The 16,425-nt window shown below is 72.7% G+C and carries 12 protein-coding genes; 9 read left to right on the top strand and 3 right to left on the bottom strand.

Going from position 1 to position 16,425, the window contains the following annotated elements; genetic code table 11:
- Positions 1-83: 83 nt before the first annotated feature.
- Positions 84-473: a hypothetical protein gene (locus AC5WS8_RS18870; protein WP_496104575.1), complete on the bottom strand. Its 390-nt coding sequence runs from the start codon at positions 471-473 to the stop codon at positions 84-86.
- 355 nt (positions 474-828) lie between these two features.
- Between AC5WS8_RS18870 and AC5WS8_RS18865 the strand changes: the two genes are divergently transcribed.
- Positions 829-2,508 carry an SWIM zinc finger family protein gene (locus AC5WS8_RS18865; protein ID WP_496104574.1) on the top strand — a complete coding sequence of 560 codons (1,680 nt, stop codon included), beginning with the start codon at positions 829-831 and terminating at the stop codon, positions 2,506-2,508.
- 691 nt (positions 2,509-3,199) lie between these two features.
- Here AC5WS8_RS18865 and AC5WS8_RS18860 read toward each other — a convergent pair.
- Positions 3,200-4,549 carry a COG1470 family protein gene (locus AC5WS8_RS18860; protein ID WP_496104573.1) on the bottom strand — a complete coding sequence of 450 codons (1,350 nt, stop codon included), beginning with the start codon at positions 4,547-4,549 and terminating at the stop codon, positions 3,200-3,202.
- Between the two features lie 233 nt (positions 4,550-4,782).
- Between AC5WS8_RS18860 and AC5WS8_RS18855 the strand changes: the two genes are divergently transcribed.
- From AC5WS8_RS18855 to AC5WS8_RS18825, 7 genes are all read left to right on the top strand, one after another.
- Entirely contained in the window at positions 4,783-5,475 is a 693-nt protein-coding gene (locus AC5WS8_RS18855) for a LuxR C-terminal-related transcriptional regulator (RefSeq protein WP_496104572.1), read from the top strand.
- 194 nt (positions 5,476-5,669) lie between these two features.
- Positions 5,670-8,789 (top strand): hypothetical protein, encoded by a 3,120-nt coding sequence (locus AC5WS8_RS18850; RefSeq protein ID WP_496104571.1) that lies wholly within the window; start codon positions 5,670-5,672, stop codon positions 8,787-8,789.
- Positions 8,786-9,493, top strand: a complete 708-nt coding sequence (locus AC5WS8_RS18845) for a Pvc16 family protein (protein WP_496104570.1) — start codon at positions 8,786-8,788, stop codon at positions 9,491-9,493. The genes AC5WS8_RS18850 and AC5WS8_RS18845 overlap by 4 nt, the downstream gene beginning before the upstream one ends.
- A 32-nt stretch (positions 9,494-9,525) precedes the next feature.
- The gene (locus tag AC5WS8_RS18840) at positions 9,526-11,610 is read left to right on the top strand and encodes an ATP-binding protein (RefSeq protein ID WP_496104569.1); all 2,085 of its coding nucleotides are present in this window, start codon (positions 9,526-9,528) and stop codon (positions 11,608-11,610) included.
- Between the two features lie 91 nt (positions 11,611-11,701).
- Complete coding sequence (locus tag AC5WS8_RS18835; protein ID WP_496104568.1) at positions 11,702-12,004, top strand: hypothetical protein; 303 nt, start codon at positions 11,702-11,704, stop codon at positions 12,002-12,004.
- Complete coding sequence (locus AC5WS8_RS18830) at positions 11,994-12,173, top strand: helix-turn-helix domain-containing protein (protein ID WP_496104567.1); 180 nt, start codon at positions 11,994-11,996, stop codon at positions 12,171-12,173. Before AC5WS8_RS18835 ends, AC5WS8_RS18830 begins: the two co-directional genes overlap by 11 nt.
- Positions 12,158-12,853 (top strand): IS630 family transposase, encoded by a 696-nt coding sequence (locus AC5WS8_RS18825; protein WP_496104783.1) that lies wholly within the window; start codon positions 12,158-12,160, stop codon positions 12,851-12,853. Before AC5WS8_RS18830 ends, AC5WS8_RS18825 begins: the two co-directional genes overlap by 16 nt.
- Before the next feature lie 14 nt (positions 12,854-12,867).
- Here AC5WS8_RS18825 and AC5WS8_RS18820 read toward each other — a convergent pair whose 3' ends face one another.
- Positions 12,868-14,616 (bottom strand): eCIS core domain-containing protein, encoded by a 1,749-nt coding sequence (locus AC5WS8_RS18820; RefSeq protein WP_496104566.1) that lies wholly within the window; start codon positions 14,614-14,616, stop codon positions 12,868-12,870.
- Positions 14,617-14,864: 248 nt separating this feature from the next.
- Between AC5WS8_RS18820 and AC5WS8_RS18815 the strand changes: the two genes are divergently transcribed.
- A complete protein-coding gene (locus tag AC5WS8_RS18815; protein WP_496104565.1) occupies positions 14,865-16,421 on the top strand; it encodes a phage tail sheath family protein in 1,557 nt (518 codons plus the stop codon).
- The last annotated feature ends 4 nt before the right edge of the window (positions 16,422-16,425 follow it).

The raw sequence follows: 16,425 nt of genomic DNA, 5'->3' as shown, positions 1-16,425 counted from the left end.
GATGCGCGCGGCAACGACTCCGCCGGCGATCGCCGCCGTACCGGCCGCGATCGTCGGCTGGGCGGACGTCTCCCCGGAACCGCTCAGCCCTCGTGCGGTCCCGGCGTCGAAGGGGGGTGCCCGGTCGTCACTCCTCCCGAGACATTCCCTCCGACGACGACGCCACCGGTCTCGACCCGGAGGTCACGAGCCGCACTGACGCCACCCTGCTGCGCCAGTCCGGCCTCATGGCGTTGCAGGCGGTCGACGCACGCGGCCAACTCGGCGGCGAAGCCGGGATCTTCCTCCGCCATGTCGGCGATCGCGTCCGTGGCCCGCCGTGTCGTGCGCTCGGTCACCTCGCCCTCGCCGGCCTGCTCCAGCAGCCGTGTGACGGCGGGATCGTCGCCGACGACCCCACTGACCAGCTCGTGCAGGGCATCCATGCTCTCGTCGAGGATCCGGTCGACCTCGGCATCGGCTCGGGAACCCACTCTCCGAACCTTCCTCACCAGGTAGCCGACCGCCGCTCCGGCCACTAACTCCAGTCCGGGTATGGGCACTTTCCCTCCCACGCTGTCGCCTGGAGTCAAGTAAACACCACGACGGCACAATTGCTGCCGAATCGCTTCGCCGGTATGCGAGGCGGTCCTCGACGACTGCGGGGAGGGCGGCGAGTTGTTCAACGCCCCGCGCGGCGAGGGCGGCCGACCGACCCGGGGCGGCGTGCTTCGCCCCTGGCAACGGTCGAGTCGGAGGTGAATCCATCGAAGCCGTCCGTTCTCGGCCCCTGCATCCCTAGGCTGGCAGGGCATCAAGTGCAGAACCACATCAGAGCGGAAAAGAATCTTGCGCGGCTTCACAGAGGCGGACCTCAGGACGCTGGCCGGAGCACGTTCCTTCGAACGCGGCCTCGGCTATCTCGACGCGGTGTCCGGGGTCGAGGTCGGTGACGGCTGGGTCACCGCGAGCGTCCACGGCACGGAGCGCTACGAGGTGGAGCTGACCCTGGACGGGCCCGGCGGGCCGGCCGGCGAGTGCGACTGCCCGTACGGCATGGAGGGCAACTTCTGCAAGCACCTCGTCGCGCTCGGTCTGAAGGTGCTCGCCCAGCAGGAGAGGCTGCCGCAGCAGCAGAAGGCGGCCCGGGAGCGCGTCCAGGACCTCGACGGGTGGCTGTCCGCCCTGTCCGGGGACGAGTTGCTCGCTCTGCTGCGCGAACAGATCGATCAGGACCGGCAGTTGCGTCGGCGTCTGGAGCTGCGGGCCGCGAGTGCTCGCGGAGACCTGGCCGGGGTCCGGTCCCGTATCCGCGAGCTGCTCGACATCGGCCCCTTCGCGCAGTACGGGTACGTCGAGTACGCCGATGCCCGGGCCTACGCCGACCAGGCCGGGCAGGCGGTGTCCGCCATCGGCGCGCTGACCGGCTCGGGCCGGGCCGCCGACGCGATCACCCTGGCGCGGGAGGCGATGCGGCTGCTGGCCGAGGCGGTGGAGAGCGTCGACGACTCCGACGGATGGCTCGGGCAGATCGGCGCAGACCTCGCCGACGCCCACCTCGACGCCTGCCGCGCGGCCCGCCCCGACCCCGGCGAACTCGCGCGCTGGCTGGTCGGTCATGCTCTCGGCGGCATCGACGACGGCCTGACCGACATCGATCCGCTCGACTACGAGGATGTCCTCGGCGAAGAGGGAATGGCCGTCCTGCGGAAGCTGGCGCTCGAGGCGTGGCGGGGCAACCGTCGCGGCTGGGCGGAGAAGTACCTGATGGAGCGTCTGGCCAAGGCCGGAGGAGACATCGACGCGGTGATCGCCGTACACGCGTCCGACCTCTCGCCGAACGGTCACTCGCACCTGGTCATCGCCCGCGAACTGGACGCCGCCCGGCGCTCCGACGAAGCCCTGAGCTGGGCGGAACGCGGCATCCGGGACGCGCGGGACCTTGCCGCCGTCGACACCGCCCTCGTCGACCATCTCTGCGAACGCTATGCGCGGGCGGGTCGACTCGCTGATGCCGTCGCCCTGCGACGCGGCCACTTCGGCGCCCGCCGCTCTCTGCTCGCATACCAGCAGCTGCGTGCCGCCGCGCGGACCGCGGACTGCTGGCCGGACGAGCGCGAGGGAGCCCTGGCCCTGCTGCGTGCCGACGCGGAGCGGCCGCAACAGGGCCGGTACGGCGACGGCCCCGTCCTGGTCGACGCCCTGCTCGACGACAAGGACGTCGACGCCGCCTGGCAGGCAGCCACCCGAACCGGTGCCCATGACCGTCAGTGGCTCACCCTTGCCGACCAGGCGCGGGCCTCCCGTCCCGCCGACGCCCTCACCGTCTACCTGCGCCTGGCCGAGCCACTGACCCAGCAGACCGGCAACACGGTCTACGAGCAACTCGTCGGCCTGCTGCTGGGCATCCGCGACTGCCACCGCCGCCTGGGCACGGAGGACGAGTTCGCCGCGTACGTCGCCACCCTGCGCACCGCCCAGAAACGCAAGCGGAACCTGATGCGCCTCATGGACGAACACGGTCTGTGAGCCGCACGGCGTCCCGGAGGGCCACCCGGCCACGCCGCCCTTGTTCCTCCGCCCGATCCGCCACCGCCGTACGTCGAGACTCCCGTGGTCGTGGACCGTCCAGTCGGCGTCGGACACCGTCCCGGGGCGCCGCGCCTCTTCCAGGCGATCTGCGGCAAGGCGCGGGCCGAGTTCGCGACGACGCGTGGCGGAACCGCTTCCGTCCCGAGCCCGCCCGCCGCGGACGACGGCGCGGCCGGGCGCCCGAGCACGCCGCGACGGACCAGGTCCGCTTCGGGTGACGGGACGTCCGGCGCCGGCGGGAGGCTCCGCCGGCGGAGGTGCCCCCACTGGCGGAAGCCGCGACGGCGCAGCCGGTCAGCAGTGCCGGGCCGGTGCGAACGGCTCGCTGGTCGCCGCCGGCTCGCGATCAGTCCATGTAACCCACCCCACCCCGCCCCGCGACGCCGGCCGCCGCTGACAGCCGGCGCTTGGGCCCGGGGGCGGGCGCGGAGTGTCGTACGGCCGGCAGGAGTGCGGGCCATGGCGCCGGATCGCGTGAATCGCCAACAGGTGAACGGGAAAAGACCGCCATCAGCCCGGGTGCCGGTTTTCAGACCCGATGTTATCGATTTCCAGACGGAACCAGTTGCCGCTCTTTACAGATGTAGTCACCAATGATCGAGAATGATGGGGAAGTTCGGTGTTCGATTCACTGCCTGGTGCGGCTGAGCACACCGCTGACGTTCAGCACCTCGTGACATCCCTGCGCCCGGTGGCCGGTGGCCGGAGTGCCCGGCTCCGCGCAGGTCACTTCGATGGTCACGGTGTCGTTCGCGGGGATCTTGATGGGGGTGACCCAGTGATAATCCTGGTTGCGAAAGGTTTCCAGGGCGATCGTGGTGATCTTGCGATCGCCGAAGGTGATCGTCATCACCCCTTCGTCGCCTTGAAAGTTGGCGACAACGATGTCCGTTACCCCGAATACGCTCGTCTCGGGAACTTTGTAGGTACCGGTCTTGGTCTCCCCGCCGGACGTCTTCAGATCGATGGTCGCCGAGCTCTGCTGCCCGCCGCCGACCGTGGTGCCGTCACCGGTCGAGGTGCCGTCGCCGCCCGATCCGGATCCCAGGCCCTGGCCCGACCCCTGTGCGCCGGGCGATGCGCTCGCGCCGCCACCGGAACCGTTGCCGGGTGCCCGCCCGTTGACGCCCTGCTCCCCGGCGGGCGTGGGGCGCGGCTGGACCGCCTCGTCGGCCGCCTCCTTCGCGGCGCTGCGCACCGCCGGGCGGACCAGCGCGAACCACGCGAGCAGCAGCGCGAGCAGCGCCGCGAGCAGGGCGAGCAGCCACTTGGGGAAGACGGGTATCTGGACGAACTCCGCGTCCAGCGGCGGCCGGTGGGCGGTCTCGTCCGGCCGGTTCCCCTCCCGGTCCCCGGTTTCGGCGGTGTCCACGGTGAACGGCCACGCCACCGGGGAGCCGAACCACACCGGCTTGCCCGTACGGACCCGCAGTCCGACCTCGAGCGACTCGCCGGGCTCCAGCTTCGGCTCGGCAGGGCTGAAGGCGAACGCCAGCTCCTCGCCCGCCTGGCCGGGGGTGAAGCCCACCTGCACCGGGGTGTTGCCCTCGTTGCGCACCGCCAGCCGGTAGCGGCCGCGCAGCCAGCCGCGCCGACGGCGCGGGAGCAGCTCGGTGCGCAGCTCGTGGAACTCCGCGACGTGCACAGTGGTTTCGGGGACCCGTACCGCCTCGGGGTGCTCTGTCGGCAGGACCCGTACCGCCAGGGGCATCTCGCCGGCCCGGATCTCCGGGGAGCGCGGCGGTGCCAGCCGGATCGTCACCGTTTCGGAGGTGCCGGGGTAGAGGGAGACCCGCGCGGGTTCCACGGTGGTCCAGGAGGCGCAGTCCCCGACGGCCTCCAGACTGTAGGCCTCGACGATGTCGCTGTCGTTGCGGACAGTCAGACTGGTCGTGGCGGTGCCGCCCGGGGCCACCGTCACGACCGGGATGTCGAGTCCGGGCGCACCGGGACCGGAAGAGGCTGCAGAAGGCGTCACGCCACCACCCTAGAAACGCCCGCGGGGGCGCGCCGAGGGACGCGAGGGCAACACCCGGGCAGTCGTGGTGCCCGCGGAGCCACGATCAACTCGCCTGTTGGAAGTGGGTCGTTGCTGTCGTCCGAGGGCTCCCGCGCGCCGCCTTCCGGCGTTCCTCCCCGGCCCCACCGATCCTGTCTGGCGAACTCCGGACAGGTACCTCACACATTTTGCGCAGAGGAGAACGCCCCGCCATGTCCGCCCCCACGTCATACGAGTCCGCAACCGCCGGCTCAGGGCACCGGGCCTTTCGCACCGGCCGACCGGAGCGGGTGACCGTGGTCCTCTACGCCGCCGATCCGATCCTGCGCGTCGGCGTCGTCCAGCAGCTGCGCCAGCGTCCCGAGGTCGACCTGCTCGCCGAAGCCGATGCCGAGGAGGCCCAGGTGTCGCTGGTGGTCGTGGACAACGTCGACGACGACGTGGCCGAGCTGCTGAACCGGCTGCGGCTCAACTCCTCCACACGGGTGGGCCTCGTGGTGAGCACCCTCGGCTCCGACGCGCTCCAACGCGTCATCGAGTGCGGCGTCGCGGCGGTGCTGCGCCGCGGCGAGGCCGATCAGGACCGGCTGGCCCACCTGGTGCTGGCGACGGCCAACGGCGAGGGTGTGCTCCCCGGCGACCTGCTGGGCAAGCTGCTCAGCCACGTCGGCGCCCTGCAGCGCTCGGCGCTCGATCCGCGGGGCCTGTCCCTGTCCACGCTGACCACACGGGAGGCGGACATGCTGCGCCTGGTGTCGGAGGGCCTGGACACCGCGGAGATAGCCCGCAAGACCGCGTACTCCGAACGGACCGTCAAGAACGTCCTGCACGAGATCATCACCCGTCTCCAACTCCGCAACCGGGCCCACGCGGTGGGCTATGCGCTGCGGAACGGACTCATCTGACGAATGCCGGGTACGCCGGTGCTGCCCGAAAGCACACCGCACGTTTCCCCCGGGTACGGCCCCGCCGCCCTGCCGCGTCGCGCGCGGCCGTCGCAGGGTGGCGGGGGCACATCCACGTGCCGCACCAGACCGCGAGGGGGATCTCGATGGGAACCGGTGGCCCGGGCGGGCGGTACCGCCTGGGGAGACTCGGCATGGCGTTGCTGCTGCTCGTCCCGCTGTTCGCAGTGGCGGCGGCATCCGGGCAGGGCAGCGCCGAGTCCGCACCGCGGGCCGCGGCGGCAGGCACCGCGGACACCCGGATCGCCTACGCCGGCACCCGGCACCGCAGTCTCGGCCGGGTGGCCGGCAGCACCTCCAGCACCCCGCTGTTCGGTGCGGGCCCGGCCCACTACGACGTCCAGCCGTCCGCCCTCGGTGACCAGGTGGTCTTCGCGAGCCTCCGCGACGAGAAGACCCCGCAGATCTATCTGCGGTCCGGCGACGGTTCCGTACGGCGCCTGACCAGCGGCATGGACGCCGCGCACCCCCGCCTGACCCCGGACGGCAGGTCCGTGGTGTTCGACGCGGCCGAGCCGGGCGGCCCGGGCGGCGGGAAGCAGCGCGACCTGTGGCTGGTGCACACCGACGGCACCGGTCTGACACGGCTCACCGACACCCCCGCGAACGAGGAGTGCCCGACGGTTTCCCCGGACGGGCGGCGGCTGGCGTACGCGAGCGACACCGATGCGCCGGCCGGGGAGCAGATCTATGTACGGCCCCTGGCCGGCGGCACCGTCACCCGGGTCACCGACCCCGTGAACGGCACGGCCACCGAACCGGTGTGGAACCCGGTGAACGACGCCGCCCACAAGGACCTGATCGCGTACACCGGCACCGCGCCCGGGCAGTCGGACCCCAGGCTGAGGGTGACGGACGGGACCAGCGACGGGCCGCTGCTGGCGGGCGAGCAGGCGGGCTGGCGTACGCACGGGGCAGCCTGGCTGCCCGACGGGGACGGGGTGCTGTTCCTCAGCCCCGACCGCACGTGTTCCTGCGAGGGTGACTGGGAGCATGTGTTCCGGGTGCCCGCGCATTCCGCCGGTACCCCTTCGGTGGTGCTCAGCGAGGACCGGGAGGTCTCCTCGGTCACCTGGCTCGGTTCGCTCGACGGCGGCAGTGCGGTGGTCGAGCGCGTCTCGGCGCCCGGCCCGCACGTGGTGACGCTGCAGGACGTCCGGTCGGACGGCTCCGACCCGCGCGATCTGGGGCTGACGATCCTCAAGGAGGACCCGGCGGCCGACACCCACACCGATCCCGCCCAGGACCCGCTGTTCCAGCCCGCGTCCGGGTACGACCCGTGGACCGAGCGGCAGAGCTACACGCCCGACGGCCGCCGGATCGTGGTGACCCGCTTCGAGGACGGCTCCGAAGGCCGTATCGAGCGGATCTGGATGGCGGACGCCGACGGCTCCGACGCGGCGCCGCTGCCGCTCGCCGGACGTGGAGCGACGGACTGGGACACCGATCCGGCGTTCTCCCCGGACGGCAGGTACCTGGCCTTCACCCGGACCTCGCCGGGCGGCGTCGGCGGGCCCAGCCACATCCTCGTCGCGGACGTGGCCACCGGCGCGATAACCGGGCGGATCACCCCACCGGCCGGGGAGCGGACGGGCGGCGACGCCCAGCCCACCTGGTCATCCGACGGCAGGACACTGGCCTTCACCCGCAACGAGCTGATCAACGGCAACGGCGGCAACAAGCACATCTGGACCGTGCCCGTAGCCCACCTCGACCAGCAGCGCGACCTGAGCGCCACGATCTGCCCGGGCGCCTGCCAGGTCATCGACGACAGCCCGGCGTTCTCGCCGGACGGGACCGCCATCGCCTTCAACCGCAAGAGCGGCGGTGGCCGGATCGACGAGCGCGACGGCATCCTCCTGACATCCCTCAGGGGCGACGACTGCCGGGTGCTGACCCCCGCCGCCGCCCGCGGCCTGCCCGGCGCCTGCGGCCGGGAGCTGCCGGACACCTCGGCGACCGGCCCGTTCCAGCCGCGTGACGCCGCCTGGACGGCCGACGGCAAGGGCCTGGTGATCAGCTCGCGTGCCGCCGTCGCCGTCAACAGCCCCGAGAAGCTGAGCCTGTTGGACGTCGGCTCCGGCGATCTCACACCGCTCACCGGCACCCTCCCCGGCCGCCAGAAGGAGCCCAGCGTCCAGCAGTCCGTGGACCTCGCCGTCCACGCGCCGGGCACCACCCCCGAGGTCACGGTCGGCAGGTCCACCACGGTCGGCGTGGACCTGGTGAACAAGGGCCCCGCCGCCTCCCCGGGCACCACGCTGACCATCGCCCCGCCGGCCGGCGTGCAGGTCGCCGAGGTGACCTGGCCCGGCGGCACCTGCGACGCCACCACCGACCAGTGCGATGTCGGCGTGGTGCAGCCCGGCACCACCGTCCCGGTGCGCGTCACCCTGACCGGCCTCACCGCCGGCGACCAGCCCGTCGACTGGTCGGTCACCGGCACCGTCCTGGACCCCGAGCCCAGCGACAACGCCGGCCGGACCGTGGTCCCGGTGCGCGAGGGCACACCTCCGACGGCACCCGCCCCGCCCCCGACGACCCCCGCGCCGCCCCCGACGACCCCCGCCCCACCCCCGACCGTGCCCGCCGAGCCGCCCGCGCCCGACGCCGGACCCGGGGTGAAGGTCACCGCCCAGCCCGACCCGGGCTACGTCGGCGGGCGTGTCGTGGTCACCTACACGGTCCGCAACGGCCGCAACGCGCTGGCGACCGGGCTGCGGCTGCACATCGGTCTGCCCGAGGGCATCCCCACCAACGGGCCGCCGGAGGGCTGCGACCGATCCTGGGTGTGCGCGCTGCCGGACCTGAAGCCGCGCGCGAGCACCGTCGTCCGGGTCGTCCTGAGCCCCGACAAGGCGCTGACCGGTCGCGTCACCGGCGTGCTCACCACCACCGGCACGGACGCCGACAAGGGCGACAACACCGCCAGGCAGCGGCTGCGCATCCTCCAGCCGCGTATCGTCGCGGTGCCGAAGGTCGGCAAGCCCGGCTTCGTCACCTCCGTACGCGGCAAGGACTTCCCGCCGGGAGTGCCGGTGCGGCTCACCTGGAAGCCGGGGATCACCGCGGCGGCGGCGCCGACGATCCCCGGTCCCGACGGCACGTTCATCGGCCAGCTGCTCATCCTCGCCAAGGACGAGACCGGGCCGCGCGTCATCACCGCCAAGGGCCCCGGGTTCTCGCCCGTCACCACCGGCTTCCTGGTGGTCAGCGGCAGCATCCAGCCGCCCGACGAGGTGACCCGCCGGTGATCCACGAGGTGGACGAGGGGCTGCGCCGGCTGCTCGGCGAGTCCGGACTGGAGGCGTCGGGCGTCGAGGTGGTCTTCGACGCCCCCACCCGGGACTGGGCGGCGCGCCGCAGTGCCCCCACCGTCTGCGTCTTCCTCTACGACATCCGGGAGGACGCCACCCGGCGCGGCAGCGGCGCCGGAGAGGTGTACGACGCGGACGGATACCCGGTGGCACGGCGCTCGCCGCCGCGCTGGTTCGAGCTGACGTACCTGGTGACCGCGTGGGCGAACCGCCCGCAGGACGAGCACCGCCTGCTCTCGCAGGTGCTGGCGACTCTGGTGGCCACCGACACCCTGCCCGCCCGCCTGCTCACCGGCACGCTCGCCGAACTAGGCCTGACGGTGGCACTGGACACCACCGGGGCCGGGGCGCCCGCGCCGTCCGCCGCCGACGTGTGGTCGGCGCTCGGCGGGGAGATGAAGGCATCCCTCCAGGTACGGGTACGGGCGCCGCTCGCAGGGGTGACCAGTCGGACCGCACCGCCGGTCACCGAAGGTCTCGTCGTGCGCTCCGCCGACCGGAGCGAGGACGGGGAGGCGACGCCCGGCCGCCGGCTGCGCTACAAGGAGGCGACCGACCCGGGCCCGGACGGCTTCGCCGGCCCGCGCGAGCGGGGCCCCGCCCCCGCCCGTCGCCGCCTCCGGGGGGACCGCCGGCCGTGACGCACACCGCCGGGCCCGTGACGAGTGACGCCGTGTCCGAATCCCCCGACGTGGAACCCCTGTGGTCGCGGCTGAAGACGGTCGAGGAGCGGGTACGCCACGCCGTGGCCGTTCGTCGTGCCGCCGACCCCGATCCCGACGACCCGTACCGCGGCCAGTACCTCACCCCCGACGCGGCCGCCCGCATCCTGGACGAGCCGGGCGGCCTCGCCGTACCCGGGCACGAGCCGTGGCAGCCGCCCGCCGGTTCCGTCCTCGACGGCCTCGCCCGGCGGTTCGGCCTGTCCCCGCTGGACCTGGACCTGCTCCTGGTCGCGGTGGCGCCCGACCTCGACGCGCGCTTCGAGCGGCTCTACGGCTACCTCAACGACGACCTGACACGTCGTCGGCCGACGGTCGGACTCGCCCTGGAACTGTGCGGGCTCGCCGGCGCGGCTTCCGCCCGCTTCCGCCTCGCACCCGGAGCACCACTGATCGCGGGGGGCCTGGTGGAGGTCACCGAGGCAGAACGGCCGCCACTGTCACGGGTGCTGGCGGTTCCCGACCGGGTCACCGGGCACCTCCTGGGCAGTGCCCGGCCCGACGCCCGGCTCACTGGGGTGCTCGGCGAGGCCCGTGCGGACCCGACCGCCGAGGCGGCGGAGGTCCACCGCGCCGCGGCCGCGGCCGGCACCGGCGTCGGCCTCGTCCATCTGCGCAGCCGGGGCGGCGACGCGGCGGGGCTGGCCACCGCCGCCCTGCGCGCGGCCGGGCTGCGTCCGCTCGTCCTGGACGCGGTGGCGCTCGCCGGGCGCCCCGGCGACGTACCGGATCTCGCCCGGGTCGCCGCCCTCGAAGCCCGCCTCACCGGCGCCGGGGTCGTCCTCGGCCCCCTGGAGGCGTTGCCGGGGGAGCCCACCGAACGGGCCCGCACGCTCGGGGCTCTGTGCGCGGCGCTGCGCAGGACGCCCCTGCTCACGCACGGAACCGTCGGCTGGGCCCCGGAGTGGGCGGCCGACACCCCCGTCGTCCTGAGCGTGCCGGCGCCTTCGCCCGAGCGGCAGGTCGCGCGCTGGCGACACGCCCTCGAACGGGCGGCCGACAACCACTGCGGTGACGGCTCCCGTGACGGCCTGGCGACCGGTGACGTCGAGGCGCTCGCCGAGGCGGTCGCCGCACACCGCCTGGACTCGGGGCAGTTGCGCCGCGCCGCCGACGTGGCGGTGCGCACGGCTGCCCTCGCGGGCCGCCCGCTCTGCCCCGACGACCTGCGCACCGCCGTACGCGCCCAGAACGGCGCGGGGCTCGACCGGCTCGCCCGCCGGGTGGAGCCGGGCGTCGGCTGGGACGACCTGGTGCTGCCGCCGTCCACCCACCGTCGGCTGCGCGAACTCGCGCTCCGCGCCCGCCACCGCGAGCAGGTGCTCGGGCAGTGGGGGATGCGTCCCGGCGGCGGCCGGGGACGCGGTGTGATCGCGCTGTTCGCCGGCGAGTCGGGCACCGGCAAGACCATGTCCGCCGAGGTCGTCGCCGCCGACCTGGGCATGGATCTCTACGTGGTGGACCTGTCCACGGTCGTCGACAAATACATAGGGGAGACCGAGAAGAACCTGGAGCGGATCTTCACCGAGGCCTCGGCGGTCAACGCGGTGCTGCTCTTCGACGAGGCCGACGCGATCTTCGGGAAGCGCTCGGAGGTGAAGGACGCGCACGACCGGCACGCCAACATCGAGTCGGCGTATCTGCTGCAGCGCATGGAGTCGTTCGACGGCATCGCCGTGCTGACCACCAACCTGCGGGCCAACCTGGACGAGGCGTTCACCCGGCGGCTGGACGTGGTGGCCGACTTCCCGGTGCCCGACTCCGGCCGGCGCGTCGCCCTGTGGGAGCGCTGCCTGGGCGACCGCCTGCCCCGGGCCGACGACCTGGATCTGGGGTTCTGCGCCGACCGCTTCGAGCTCGCCGGCGGATCCATCCGCGCGTGCGCGGTGACCGCGGCCTACCTCGCGGCCGAGTCCGGCAGCCCGCTCACCATGCGGCAGCTGGTGACGGCCGTGGCCCAGGAGTACCGCAAGCTCGGACGGCTGGTCCTGGAGAGCGAGTTCGGGCCGTACCTGGAGGTGGCCACCGGTGCCTAGTAGATTGTCGCTGCTAAGTGTGGCTCTGATTGGTGGAGTTGGGGTCGGGCAAGCTCCCCTTGTTGCTTCCGTTCGGCCGGGCGGGGGTGCCGTGTCCTCGCAGAAGAAGTATCCGGTTGCGTTGAGTGTCGAAGATCGGCGGGCGTTGGTGCGCGTGACGACGACGGGGGTCCGTAGCGCGTCGATGATCAGACGGGCGCGGGTGTTGCTCGTGTTGGATACGTCGGTCGGCGAGGTCGATCCGCGGGCGGTGATCGCGGACCGGGTCGGGGTGTCGTGCGAGTCGGTCCGGCTGATCTCGAAGCGGTATGCGGAGACCGGCGGCGATGTGTGGGCCACGGTCGGCCGGAAGGTACGCGCCTGCCCCCCCGGTGCCCTCCCCGGTGACCGGTGAGGTCGAGGCGAGGCTGATCGCGCTGGCCTGCTCGACGCCGCCCAAGGGACATGCCCGGTGGTCGCTGCGCCTGCTGGAGAGGCACGTGGCGCTGATCGAGGACCTCCCGAACCTGGACCACTCCACGATCGGCCGGGTCTTAAAAAAACGGAACTGCGTCCTCACCTGAAGAAGTGCTGGACCATCCCGCCCGCCGCGAATGCGGCTTTCGCCGCGGCGATGGAGGACGTCCTGGCGGTCTACCGCCGGCCCTGCGATCCGGAGCGTCCGGTGGTGTGCATGGACGAGAAGCCGTACCAGTTGCTCGGCCACGTCCGCGATCCGCTTCCCGCGCGGCCGGGCCGTGACCGGCGCGAGGACAACGAGTACGTCCGCTCGGGGACCTGCTCGATCTTCTGCTGGGTGGAGCCGCTGCGCGGATGGCGACGTGTGGATGCCCGGCCCCGCCGGACCAAGGTCGACTGGGCGCGCCAGGTCGAGCACCTGCTGACCGTGGACTATCCCGACGCCGCCGCGGTCGTGCTGGTGATGGACAACCTCAACACCCACAGCATCGCCTCGCTCTACGAGGCGTTCGACCCGGAGAAAGCCTTCGCGCTGGCACAGCGTCTGGAGATCCACCACACCCCCAAACACGGGTCCTGGCTCAACATCGCCGAGATCGAGCTCTCCGCCCTCACCCGCCAGTGCCTGGACCGCCGCATCGACGACCTCTCCGTGCTCAACGCCGAACTCGCCGCCTGGCAGCAGCACACCAACAGCGACCAGCGCCAAGTCGACTGGCACTTCACCACCGACGACGCCCGCGTGAAACTGCGCCACCTCTACCCAACCACACGGCAAAGTTAAGCCGCGACAATCTACTAGCCGGTGGACATCCTGTCCTCGAAGTCCGAGTCGGAACTGCTGCCCTGCGAGCCGAAGTCGATGGTGGCGAACGGCTGGCCCGGGGAGGGCAGCTGGGAGCCGTCGGGCATGTCCACGTCGGACGTCTCGGACTCGCTGCTGGAGCTGGTGTCGCTGTCCGGGGCGGGAGCGGGGACGTCCCCGAGGGTGTAGGTCGCTGTGGCGCCGGTGCCGGACCTGGTGACCCACCCCGCCTCGATGTACGACTCGATCCGCTTGTTCCGGCGGTCCTTGGGGATGTCCGTGCGGGTCATGCCCTGCGCGTGGGCGGCGGCGGTACTGCTGCCCGCAGCGGGGGTCCGGCCCTGCGCCCTGAGGTCTTCGTAGTCGTTGTACGAGAGGGCGGTGCCCATCTCCTGGGCCAGTGCCGCCAGGGCGAAGTTCTGCATCTCGTCCTCGGTCAGCGGCGCCTGGACGTTCAGCCGGTCCTTGGTCTCCGTGTAGTAGTGCGCCAGGTCGCTCGGGTCACGGCCCGCCCGCATCAGGTCGTTGGCGTCCGGTTCGTTCTCCCACGTGTTGTACGGGACGGCGGAGGAGACGTTGTCGAGGAAGATGTCGATGCTGGTCGGGATCATCACCCGGCGGTGGTTGCCCTGGGCCGTCCCGTAGTGCACCTCGAAGCGGAGGCTGCCCGCGCCCAGGCCCACCAGCGCCTGCTCGATCTTGCGCCACATGCCGGTGCCCTGGTTCAGGGACCACTGCGGGACGATGTTCTGCGGGACGTCGCTGCCGCCGACCTCCAGCCCCATGACGTGTCCGCGGTCGTAGCCCGCCCCGCCGAACAGGTCCTTCCAGACCTGCCCCTCGGAGGGCGCCCCACGTGAACCCTTCGCCGTCTTGTAGGCGGCGTGGAGCTTCTTGACCGCGATCGGGTTGGGCGCGGCCGGCCGGCCCTTCGTGCCCGTCGGAGTGATAGGACCGGTCACCCTGCTGGGACGCTGGATGGTGAGGTTGTCCGCCTGCTCGGCGCCCGCCTTGCCGGGTTGGTAGTGGGCGACGACGGCGTTCTCCAGCGTGGTCGTGCTGGCCCGCTGCACCATGTCCGCCCCCGCCGCGCCGCACGCCGTGGCCCCGTGCCCGTCGCTCTCCGGTGCGCGCTGAACCCGCGGCGCCGGACCGGACAGGACCTTGCGGGCGTTGGCCTCGGCGGCCCGCTCGAAGCGGTCGCCCGGGTCCGACACCGCGAACCCGTGGCCGGTGGCGGTGCCCGACACCGGGCCGCTGCGCTGCTGTACGACATGCGTGAGCTCGTGGGCGAGGGTGTGCCTGTCGCCGCCGCCGTCGCCGATCACGACATGGCTGCCGGAGGTGTAGGCGCGGGCGCCGATCGCGCGGGCCGAGCGGGCGGCCGCGGCTCCCGTGTGCAGTCGTACGTCGGAGAAGTCCGACTGGAAGCGAGCCTCCATGTCGTGGAGCACCGGCCCCGGGAGGGGTTTGCCCGCCGAGCGCAGCACCTCGTGCACGCCCGGGTCCTGCTGTTCCACGACGGGTGCGGTACGGGCCCGACGTGCGATCATCGCGGCCACCGCGGCGTTGCCGGCGCCGCGCTGTGCCGCCCGGAGCGCGTCGGCGGTGAGCGGGGGCGGCACGACGGGGCTGCCGGCGGCTTCCCGGCCACCCGAGGTCTCCCGGCGGGCGGCGGCCGGTCCTCGCGCGGAGTGCCGGGCGGTCTCGGTCTGCTCGGTGTGCGCCCCGGACGTCCGCATGTCGCTGCCTCCTCGTCGGCGCACTCCTGTTGCCGCGTTCAGTGGACCGCCCGGGCGAACGGGGCGTCCAGGACCGTGCGGGCAGAACGAGGGCAAGTCGGTGCGACCGCCGGGCCGTTGACACGCGCGGCAAAGGCAGTGATCTTGCCCCTGCCCAGGTCCCCGCGTCCCTGTCGCCCCGTCCGCCCCGCCGCGCAGACTCGGCCTGGACACAGGTGACTGACCCGTTAGGACCCGAAGGAGCGAGCATGCCGACGTACCTCACCCCGGGCGTGTACGTGGAGGAGGTGCAGTCCGGTGCCCGACCGATCGAAGGGGTCGGCACCGCCGTCGCCGCGTTCGTCGGGTTCGCCGAGAGCGGCCCGTTCCACACGCCGACGCTGGTCAGCAGTTGGGACCAGTACACCCAGCTCTTCGGCGGCTTCACCGAGGGTGCCTACCTGCCCCTGTCGGTCTACGGCTACTTCGCCAACGGCGGCGGCGCCGCGTACATCGTGCGGATCGGCGGCCGGGCCGCGGACGCCTCCGCCCCGGCGGCGGACGCCGGACGGCGCGCGAACAAGGCGGCGGAGCCGGTGGCCCTCGGCGGCTTCCTGGTCGCCGCCAGGCCGGGCGTCACCGGGGTGTCGGTCGAGGTCGCCGACGCGGACGGGGAGAACCCGCCGGAGGACCGCTTCAAGGTCCTCGTCCGCCAGGGCGACCAGGTGGTGGAGACGTACGAGGCCTCCGCCCGCAAGAACGTCAAGGGCTACCTGGTCAACCAGGCCCGTACCTCCAAGCTGATCCAGGTCACCGAGCAGCAGGGCGCCGCTCAGAGCAGGCCCACCGCCCAGACCCTGGCGGTGCCCGACGCACCGGCCGCGCCCGCCGCGAACGGCTCCGGCGAGGTCGCCCGTCTCGATGCGGCCGAGTACGTCGGCGACGCCGCCGCCCGCACCGGGTTCGGCGGCCTGGAGACCATCGACGAGATCACCATGGTCGCGGTGCCCGACCTGATGAGCGCCTACCAGCGCGGCGACATCGACGCCGAGGGCGTGCGCACCGTGCAGCTCGCGGTGATCTCGCACTGCGAGCAGATGGGCGACCGCGTCGCCGTCCTGGACACCCCGCCCGGCCTGGGCGCCCAGCAGGTGCGCGCCTGGCGCAACGACGAGGCGGGGTACGACTCCCGGTACGCCACCCTCTACTACCCCTGGGTGCGCGTTTTCGACCCGGCCGCCGGACGCAACACCACCGTCCCGCCGAGCGGTCACATCGCCGGCGTCTGGGCGCGCAGCGACGCCGAGCGCGGTGTGCACAAGGCGCCGGCCAACGAGGTGGTGCGCGGCGCGGTCGACCTCGAAGTCCGGCTCAGCAAGGGCGAACAGGACCTGCTGAACCCGATCGGCGTCAACTGCGTGCGGGCCTTCCCCGGCCGCGGCATCCGCGTCTGGGGCGCCCGCACCCTCTCCTCCGACCCGGCCTGGCGCTACCTCAACGTGCGCCGCCTCTTCAACTACCTCGAGGAGTCCATCCTGTTGGGCACCCAGTGGGTGGTGTTCGAACCGAACGACGACCGGCTGTGGTCGAGCATCCGGCGCAACGTCACGGCGTTCCTCACCGAGGAGTGGCGCCGGGGCGCGCTGTTCGGCCGTACGGCGGAGGAGGCGTTCTACGTGAAGTGCGACCGCGACAACAACCCGCAGGAGTCCATCGACCAGGGCCGCGTCATCTGCGAGATCGGCGTCTCGCCGGTCAAACCCGCGGAGTTCGTGGTGTTCCGCCTGGCCCAGTTCTCCGACAGCACCAGCCTCATCGACGAGTGACCCG

Source organism: Streptomyces sp. PTL18, from assembly GCF_059510295.1.
The sequence above is the reverse complement of the archived record's forward strand: the minus strand, read 5'-3'. Positions and strand labels throughout refer to the sequence as shown.

Coding starts and splice junctions, on each gene's coding strand:
- AC5WS8_RS18850 (WP_496104571.1), top strand. CDS start 5,670: ATGGCGTTGCTGCTGCTCGTCCCGCTGTTCGCAGTGGCGGCGGCATCC.
- AC5WS8_RS18815 (WP_496104565.1), top strand. CDS start 14,865: ATGCCGACGTACCTCACCCCGGGCGTGTACGTGGAGGAGGTGCAGTCC.
- AC5WS8_RS18820 (WP_496104566.1), bottom strand. CDS start 14,616: ATGCGGACGTCCGGGGCGCACACCGAGCAGACCGAGACCGCCCGGCAC.
- AC5WS8_RS18855 (WP_496104572.1), top strand. CDS start 4,783: ATGTCCGCCCCCACGTCATACGAGTCCGCAACCGCCGGCTCAGGGCAC.